The organism is Pseudomonas sp. NPDC088885 (assembly GCF_044750025.1).
In the GTDB taxonomy this organism is placed as follows: Bacteria; Pseudomonadota; Gammaproteobacteria; order Pseudomonadales; family Pseudomonadaceae; genus Aquipseudomonas; species Aquipseudomonas rustica.
The window spans coordinates 21715-29721 of the sequence record NZ_JBIVJB010000062.1 but is presented as its reverse complement, the minus strand read 5'-3'; the positions used below and the strand labels follow the sequence as shown (position 1 = coordinate 29721).

9 protein-coding genes are annotated in these 8007 nt (G+C 61.5%); 8 read left to right on the top strand and 1 reads right to left on the bottom strand.

Annotated elements, in window-relative coordinates:
• The 3 genes from ACIP1X_RS20580 to ACIP1X_RS20570 all read left to right on the top strand — a co-directional run.
• Window positions 1-239, top strand: a 239-nt coding sequence (locus ACIP1X_RS20580) for an ACT domain-containing protein (RefSeq protein ID WP_400754694.1), incomplete at its 5' end; no start/stop codon positions are given.
• A 24-nt stretch (window positions 240-263) separates the two neighbouring features.
• Complete coding sequence (locus ACIP1X_RS20575; protein WP_003229509.1) at window positions 264-644, top strand: RidA family protein; 381 nt, start codon at window positions 264-266, stop codon at window positions 642-644.
• A gap of 69 nt (window positions 645-713) precedes the next feature.
• Window positions 714-1454, top strand: coding sequence for a hypothetical protein (locus tag ACIP1X_RS20570; protein WP_400754690.1), 741 nt, complete (start codon window positions 714-716; stop codon window positions 1452-1454).
• 86 nt (window positions 1455-1540) lie between these two features.
• Here the strand turns inward: ACIP1X_RS20570 and ACIP1X_RS20565 are convergent, their stop codons facing one another.
• Window positions 1541-2395 carry an SDR family oxidoreductase gene (locus ACIP1X_RS20565; RefSeq protein ID WP_400754688.1) on the bottom strand — a complete coding sequence of 285 codons (855 nt, stop codon included), beginning with the start codon at window positions 2393-2395 and terminating at the stop codon, window positions 1541-1543.
• Between the two features lie 188 nt (window positions 2396-2583).
• Between ACIP1X_RS20565 and exbB the strand changes: the two genes are divergently transcribed.
• From exbB to recG, 5 genes are all read left to right on the top strand, one after another.
• Window positions 2584-3555, top strand: coding sequence for a tonB-system energizer ExbB (gene exbB, locus ACIP1X_RS20560; RefSeq protein WP_400754685.1), 972 nt, complete (start codon window positions 2584-2586; stop codon window positions 3553-3555).
• A 6-nt stretch (window positions 3556-3561) separates the two neighbouring features.
• Complete coding sequence (gene exbD, locus ACIP1X_RS20555) at window positions 3562-3990, top strand: TonB system transport protein ExbD (protein WP_053125060.1); 429 nt, start codon at window positions 3562-3564, stop codon at window positions 3988-3990.
• A complete protein-coding gene (locus tag ACIP1X_RS20550; RefSeq protein WP_038359287.1) occupies window positions 3987-4733 on the top strand; it encodes an energy transducer TonB in 747 nt (248 codons plus the stop codon). Before exbD ends, ACIP1X_RS20550 begins: the two co-directional genes overlap by 4 nt.
• A gap of 258 nt (window positions 4734-4991) precedes the next feature.
• The gene (locus ACIP1X_RS20545; RefSeq protein WP_053125062.1) at window positions 4992-5921 is read left to right on the top strand and encodes a hydrogen peroxide-inducible genes activator; all 930 of its coding nucleotides are present in this window, start codon (window positions 4992-4994) and stop codon (window positions 5919-5921) included.
• Between the two features lie 9 nt (window positions 5922-5930).
• Entirely contained in the window at window positions 5931-8006 is a 2076-nt protein-coding gene (recG, locus tag ACIP1X_RS20540) for an ATP-dependent DNA helicase RecG (protein ID WP_400754683.1), read from the top strand.
• Window position 8007 lies beyond the last annotated feature (1 nt).

Below are 8007 nucleotides of genomic sequence, written 5' to 3'. Positions count from 1 at the left end.
AATTCAACGTCGAACTGCGCGTCGGGCTGGAACACCAGCGCGGCCTGATCGCTCTGCTGGCCAGCAGCGTCAACGCAGCCGACGGCAATATCGAGAAAATCAGCATGGACGAACGCGATGGTCGCATCAGCGTTGTCCAGTTGGTGGTCAGCGTCCACGACCGAGTGCACCTGGCCCGCGTGATCAAGAAACTGCGCGCCTTGACCGGAGTGATCCGCATCACCCGCATGCGTGCATAACGCAACCCTAACAAGGAGTCCTACATGACCAAGACTGTTATCACCAGCGACAAGGCCCCGGCCGCCATCGGTACTTACTCCCAGGCGATCAAGGCCGGCAACACTGTTTACATGTCGGGTCAGATTCCTCTGGACCCAAAAACCATGGAACTGGTTGAAGGCTTCGAAGCCCAGACCGTCCAGGTGTTCGAGAACCTCAAAGCCGTGGCCGAAGCCGCCGGTGGTTCGTTCAAAGACATCGTCAAACTGAACATCTTCCTCACCGACCTGAGCCACTTCGCCAAGGTCAACGAGATCATGGGCAAATACTTCGACCAGCCGTACCCGGCCCGCGCCGCCATCGGCGTTGCTGCCCTGCCAAAGGGTTCGCAAGTTGAAATGGATGCCATTCTGGTCATCGAGTGATGCGCACGGCGCGGCCTTCAAACGCCGCGCCGACTGCTCTGCAAGAAAAGGTTTTGAAAGGATTCCACCATGCGCAAAGCGCTAGCTCTTCCGCTGCTCGCCCTCCTCCTCGGCGGCTGCGCCAGCAACCCTGCCGACCGTGACATCAGCGGCACCTGGATCAATCAGGTGGCGATCAACGCTGCAGCCAAGGGCGGCCCCCTGCGCGAAGCACTTCAGGCTTACGGCCCGAACCTTGAGTGGGACGTCAACACCAAGGCCAGTCAGGCCCGCTACACCAACGGTTTTGAGAACGTCGAAGGACGGCTGCTGGGCGAAGAGTCCGGCACCTGGAAAGTCGACTTCTATGGCAGCTCCGCCAGCGCGTTGAAACGTGACGGCAGCCAACTGCAACAGGCCGCCGGCGATAACGAACCGGAGCAATTGTTCGATCGCGCTCAGATTCCGGTACCGGAAGGCGCGCCGATTGGTGCGAGTTTCGAGCGTGCGCTGTATTCCGCCTACATGGGCGGCAGCTGGAAAATCACCAGCGGTGAAGGCGAAGGCGCCACCGTGCAGTTCCAGGCCGATGGCCAGGTGTCCGGATTGCCGGGTGCCGATCGATATGCGCTGTGCCTGGCGGGCGATTGCGCGTCGATGAGCAACGGCAACGACAGCATGTGGCTGCAGCAGAACGGTCAGGGCAATAACTGGATCTTTGTGCGCAAGGGCAAAGAGCTGGAAATCCTGCAAGCGGTGAACTCGGCGCTGGCGGATGAACAGCCGCAGTTCACACCGGGTGCTCGCAAGTGGTTGCTCGAGAAACAGTAAACCGCTGAAAAGATCGCAGCCTTCGGCAGCTCCTACAGGAAACGTATTCCAATGTAGGAGCTGCCGAAGGCTGCGATCTTTTGCTTTTAGCGACCTTCGAGGATCGCGGCGTAGCCTTCGCGGTAGCTTGGGTATGTTGGCGTCCAGCCGAGGGCCTTTGCCCGGGCATTGCTGCAGCGCTTGCTGCCCGTGCGCCGCACGCTCGCCTCTGCCGCCCACTCGGTCACACCCAGATACTCGCGTAACCAGTCGACCACTTCGGCCAACGGTGCCGGCGCATCGTCGACGCCGATGTAGATGCTTTCCAGAGCAGTCCCCTGCCGATCCGCCTGGAGCAAAAACTTCAGCAACCCCGCCGCGTCATCCGCGTGAATGCGATTGCCATACAGCGGTGGTTCGACGGCAACGCGATAACCCTCGCGAACTTGCGTCAGCAGACGCTCGCGGCCAGGGCCGTAAATACCGGTCAGGCGCAGGATGCTCGCCGGGATGCCGCTCTTGAGCGCGACTTGCTCAGCCTCAAGCATCAACCGTCCGGAGAAACCGCTGGCCACTGTCGCTGAAGTCTCGTCCACCCATTCGCCATCCATCTGCCCATAAACACTGCTGCTCGACACAAACAACAGCCGCTCCGGCACCTGGCCATAGTCATCCAGCCAGCTCAACACATTCTGCAAACCCTGCACGTAAGCCGCGCGGTACCCGGCTTCATCGTGATTGGTCGCAGCAGCGCAATACACCAGGTAATCCACCGCACCGATCGGCCAGGTGTCCGGGCAATCTTCATTAAAGAGATCCCCGGCGACACCAATTACACCCTCAGGCAGCCGTGACACATCCCGGCGCAAGCCATGGACTTCCCAGCCAGCGGCCAGCAATTGCGTGGCCAGACGACTACCAATATCGCCACAACCGGCAATCAGAACAGAAGGCGCAGACATCAGAAAACTCCCATCGGAAAGCGACAGACTAGGCCCGGCGAGTGACGAGCGGCTAGCAATCAAGGAAAAAAAGATACTCTATTACTTTTGTTAACAAGAATTACTTGCAATAATGCCTGCCACTTTTGTTCTCGGCCTCACGAGGCCTGGAAGAGCATCATCGTTTTTCTATCTCAGGTCCGGCCAGCATGACACGTAATCAAAACCCCGCTTCGCCAACCCAACGACCTCGCGCCTGGAGCGCAGTGGCGGCTCTGCTGCTCAGCCTGATGCTGGCACCGACCGCCGCGTTCGCCGACGCGCAAGCGCCAGCCGCACCGGCCGCGACCGAACAGCACGCTCCTGCTGCTGACGCGCCTGCCACCGCCCCGGCTGCCGCACCGACTGCAACCGATCCAGTGCAAGCGGTAGACGCTGCCGACGTTCCTGAAGTTCTCGAAGCCGACAACACGCTGGGCATGGCCCACGACCTGTCGCCGTGGGGCATGTACCAGAACGCTGACATCATCGTCAAAATCGTGATGATCGGTCTGGCCATCGCGTCCATCATCACCTGGACCATCTGGATCGCCAAAGGCTTTGAGCTGATGGGCGCCAAGCGTCGTCTGCGTGGCGAAATCGCCGCCCTGAAGAAAGCCACCACCCTTAAAGAAGCCAGCGCCACCGCCGGCAAGGAAGGCACCCTCGCCAACCTGCTGGTGCACGACGCGCTCGAAGAGATGCGCCTGTCGGTCAACAGCCGCGAGAAAGAAGGCATCAAGGAACGCGTCAGCTTCCGTCTTGAGCGTCTGGTTGCAGCCTGCGGTCGCAACATGAGCAGCGGCACCGGCGTCCTTGCCACCATCGGTTCCACCGCGCCGTTTGTCGGCCTGTTCGGTACCGTGTGGGGCATCATGAACTCCTTCATCGGCATCGCCAAAACCCAGACCACCAACCTCGCCGTTGTGGCGCCGGGTATTGCTGAAGCCCTGCTGGCCACCGCACTGGGTCTGGTTGCAGCGATTCCAGCGGTTGTGATCTACAACGTCTTCGCCCGCTCGATCGCCGGTTACAAGGCGCAGGTTTCCGATGCTTCGGCAGAAGTCCTGTTGCTGGTCAGCCGCGACCTCGACCACCAGCCTGAGCGCAGCTCGCAGCCGCACATGGTTAAAGTGGGGTAATCGGCCATGGGCCTGCATTTGAAAGAAGGCGCAGACGACGATCTGGCCGAGAACCACGAAATCAACGTCACGCCGTTTATCGACGTGATGCTGGTGCTGTTGATCATCTTCATGGTGGCCGCTCCGTTGGCCACTGTGGACATCAAAGTCGACCTGCCTGCCTCGACCGCCAAACCGGCGCCGCGGCCAGAGAAACCGGTGTTCCTCAGCGTTAAAGCTGATCAGCGCCTGTTCCTCGGCGAAGACGAAGTGAAACCCGAAGCACTGGGCGCCACCCTCGACGCCAGAACCAAGGGCAAGAAAGACACCACCATCTTCTTCCAGGCTGACAAAGGCGTGGATTACGGTGACCTGATGAGCGTGATGGATAACCTGCGCTCCGCCGGTTACCTGAAGGTCGGCCTGGTAGGACTTGAGACGGCAGCCAAGAAATGATCACGACGCGCCATAAGCTGACGCGTTACAGCGGTAGCCTGGCCGTGGTGCTGGGCGTTCATGCGCTGGCCATCGCGCTGGCGCTGAACTGGACCGCCCGCCCGCCCATCGAATTGCCGCCGCAGGCAATGATGGTCGAGCTGGCCCCGGTTCCGGCCCCGCCACCGCCTGCTCCGCCGAAAGTCGTCACACCGCCGCAGCCACCGGCTCCGGTTGAAGAGTTGCCGATTCCGAAACTGGCCGAAGCCCCGAAAGCTGAAATCGCGGTGCAGAAACCTAAACCGAAGCCGAAGCCTAAACCGCCGAAGCCGGTCGAGAAGAAGCTGCCCGATCCGCCGAAGGAAAAACCTTCCGAGGAAAAACCGGCTGACACCCAGCCGACTCAGGCACCGACGGAGAAATCCGCCCAGCCTGCGCCAGGCCCGTCGCCGGCCCAGATGGCTGCCAAAGCCAGCTGGCAAGGCACCCTGCTCGCGCATTTGGCCAAGTACAAAAAGTACCCGGCCAGTGCTCAGGCACGGGGCAAGGAAGGCTTGAACCGTCTGCGTTTCGTGGTGGATGCCGAAGGTAACGTGCTGTCGTTCGAACTGGTGGGCCGCTCTGGCAACGCTGATCTTGACCGGGCTACCCTGGAAATGATCCGCCGCGCACAACCGCTGCCCAAGCCACCGGCTGACATGCTGAACAACGGCTCGATTGAAATTGTTGCACCGTTTGTTTATTCCCTCGAACGCCGCCGTTAACGCGGTCTGTAGGAGCTGAGCTTGCTCGCGAAAGCGATGTGTCAGAGAAAGATGTACTGACTGACACGCCGCCTTCGCGAGCAAGCTCGGCTCCTACAAGGTCTGCGCAAAGCCCAAAAGGCACCGAAAGGTGCCTTTTGCATATCTGCCAGCGGTAAACCGACATTGCCCGGTGTCGCATGTCGCCCTCAGTCTGATAACGTGCGTCTATCGATTGCAGCCGGTATGCTTGGCCCGCATCTTCATGGACGCTTTGCTATGACCCTCACAGAATTACGCTACATCGTTACCCTCGCCCAAGAGCAGCATTTCGGCCACGCGGCCGAGAAATGCCACGTCAGCCAGCCGACCCTGTCGGTGGGCGTGAAGAAACTTGAAGACGAACTCGGTGTGCTGATTTTCGAGCGCAGCAAGAGCGCCGTGCGCGTGACCCCTGTCGGCGAAGGCATCGTCGCCCAGGCGCAGAAAGTTCTTGAGCAAGCCCAAGGCATCCGCGAACTGGCCCAGGCCGGCAAGAATCAGCTGACCGCACCGCTGAAAGTCGGCGCGATCTACACGGTCGGCCCGTACCTGTTCCCGCACCTGATTCCACAACTGCACCGGGTCGCCCCGCAGATGCCGTTGTACATCGAAGAAAACTTCACCCACGTGCTGCGCGACAAACTGCGCAACGGCGAACTCGACGCGATCATCATCGCCCTGCCGTTCAACGAAGCTGACGTGCTGACCCTGCCGCTGTACGACGAGCCGTTCTACGTGCTCATGCCGGCCCAGCACCCGTGGACGAAAAAAGAAACCATCGACGCCGGCCTGCTCAACGACAAGAGCCTGCTGCTGCTCGGCGAAGGTCACTGCTTCCGCGATCAGGTGCTCGAAGCCTGCCCGACCCTGACCAAGGGCGGCGACGGCGCCAAGCACACCACAGTCGAATCCAGTTCGCTGGAAACCATTCGCCACATGGTCGCGTCCGGTCTGGGCATCTCGATCCTGCCGTTGTCGGCTGTTGACAGCCATCACTACGCCCCCGGCGTGATCGCAGTGCGTCCGCTGTCGCCACCGGTGCCGTTCCGCACCGTGGCCATCGCCTGGCGTGCGAGTTTCCCACGGCCGAAAGCCATCGAAATCCTCGCCGACTCCATTCGCCTGTGCTCGGTGGCCAAGCCAGCGACACCGGTTACGGCCGGTTAAGCGAGCGTCATGACTGAGCTGTCGCAAGTGTCGGTGACGGCACTCAAGGGTGTCGGTGAAGCCATGGCCGAGAAATTGGCCAAGGTCGGTCTGGAGAATCTCCAGGACGTGTTGTTTCACCTGCCGCTGCGTTATCAGGATCGCACCCGCGTGGTGCCGATCGGCCATTTGCGACCGGGTCAGGACGCCGTGGTCGAAGGCACCGTCAGCGGCGCCGACGTGGTCATGGGTCGCCGCCGCAGCCTCGTCGTGCGCATGCAGGATGGCACCGGCGGGCTAAGTCTGCGCTTCTACCATTTCAGTAACGCGCAAAAAGAAGGGCTCAAGCGCGGCACGCGGATTCGCTGCTACGGCGAAGCCCGGCCCGGCGCCTCAGGTCTGGAAATCTACCACCCGGAATATCGCGCGATCACCGGCGACGAACCACCGCCAGTGGATGAAACCCTGACCCCAGTCTATCCGCTCACCGAAGGCCTGACCCAAGCACGTCTGCGCCAGCTGTGCATGCAGACGCTGACGATGCTCAAGCCAGACACCCTGCCCGATTGGCTGCCGACCGAACTCGCACGCGACTATCAACTCGCGCCGCTGGCCGACGCGATCCGCTACCTGCACAACCCGCCCGCCGATGCCGACGTCGACGAACTCGCCCTCGGTCATCACTGGGCGCAGCATCGTCTGGCCTTCGAAGAGCTGCTGACCCATCAACTGTCGCAACAACGTCTGCGCGAAAGCATGCGCTCCTTCCGCGCGCCGGCGATGCCGAAAGCGAAAAAGCTGCCGCCGAAATATCTGGCGAATCTTGGCTTCAACCCGACCGGCGCCCAACAGCGCGTCGGCAACGAAATCGCCTACGACCTCAGTCAGCACGAACCGATGCTGCGGCTGATTCAGGGTGACGTCGGCGCGGGTAAAACCGTGGTCGCCGCCCTCGCCGCTCTGCAAGCGCTGGAAGCCGGTTATCAAGTCGCGCTGATGGCGCCGACCGAAATTCTCGCCGAACAACACTTCATCACCTTCAAACGCTGGCTCGAACCGCTGGGCATCGAAGTGGCGTGGCTGGCCGGCAAGCTCAAGGGCAAGAACCGCGTCGCCGCGCTGGAGCAGATCGCCAGCGGCACGCCGATGGTGGTCGGCACCCACGCGCTGTTTCAGGACGAAGTGAAATTCAAGAATCTGGCGCTGGTGATCATCGACGAACAGCATCGCTTCGGTGTGCAGCAACGTCTGGCGCTGCGGCAGAAAGGCGTCGGTGGGCGCATGTGTCCGCATCAACTGATCATGACCGCGACACCAATTCCACGGACGCTGGCGATGAGCGCCTACGCCGACCTCGACACCTCGATCCTCGACGAACTGCCGCCCGGTCGAACCCCGGTCAACACCGTGCTGGTCACCGACACCCGCCGCGTCGAAGTTATCGAGCGCGTGCGCGGTGCCTGCGCCGAGGGCCGTCAGGCCTATTGGGTGTGCACGCTGATCGAAGAGTCGGAAGAGCTGACCTGTCAGGCCGCCGAAACCACTTTTGAAGATCTCACCCTCGCCCTCGGCGAGTTGAAAGTCGGGCTGATTCACGGGCGCATGAAACCCGTCGAGAAAGCCGCCGTCATGGCCGAATTCAAGGCCGGTAACCTGCAACTGCTGGTCGCTACCACCGTGATTGAAGTCGGCGTCGACGTACCCAACGCCAGCCTGATGATCATCGAAAACCCCGAGCGCCTCGGTCTCGCGCAATTGCACCAGTTACGCGGCCGTGTCGGTCGGGGCAGCGCCGCCAGCCATTGCGTGCTGCTTTACCATCCGCCGCTGTCGCAGATCGGTCGCCAGCGTCTGGGCATCATGCGTGAGACCAACGACGGTTTCGTCATCGCCGAAAAAGACCTCGAACTGCGCGGCCCCGGCGAAATGCTCGGCACCCGCCAGACCGGATTGCTGCAATTCAAGGTCGCGGATCTGATGCGCGACGCCGACTTATTGCCCGCCGTTCGTGACGCTGCGCAAGCGCTGCTGGAACGCTGGCCGACCCACGTCAGCCCGTTGCTTGACCGCTGGTTGCGCCACGGGCAGCAATACGGCCAAGTGTGAG

Bases quoted from the DNA above. Each gene is read 5' to 3' on its own strand.
- exbD (WP_053125060.1), top strand. From the start codon at position 3,562: ATGGGCCTGCATTTGAAAGAAGGCGCAGACGACGATCTGGCCGAGAAC.
- recG (WP_400754683.1), top strand. From the start codon at position 5,931: ATGACTGAGCTGTCGCAAGTGTCGGTGACGGCACTCAAGGGTGTCGGT.
- ACIP1X_RS20545 (WP_053125062.1), top strand. From the start codon at position 4,992: ATGACCCTCACAGAATTACGCTACATCGTTACCCTCGCCCAAGAGCAG.
- exbB (WP_400754685.1), top strand. From the start codon at position 2,584: ATGACACGTAATCAAAACCCCGCTTCGCCAACCCAACGACCTCGCGCC.
- ACIP1X_RS20550 (WP_038359287.1), top strand. From the start codon at position 3,987: ATGATCACGACGCGCCATAAGCTGACGCGTTACAGCGGTAGCCTGGCC.
- ACIP1X_RS20565 (WP_400754688.1), bottom strand. From the start codon at position 2,395: ATGTCTGCGCCTTCTGTTCTGATTGCCGGTTGTGGCGATATTGGTAGT.
- ACIP1X_RS20570 (WP_400754690.1), top strand. From the start codon at position 714: ATGCGCAAAGCGCTAGCTCTTCCGCTGCTCGCCCTCCTCCTCGGCGGC.
- ACIP1X_RS20575 (WP_003229509.1), top strand. From the start codon at position 264: ATGACCAAGACTGTTATCACCAGCGACAAGGCCCCGGCCGCCATCGGT.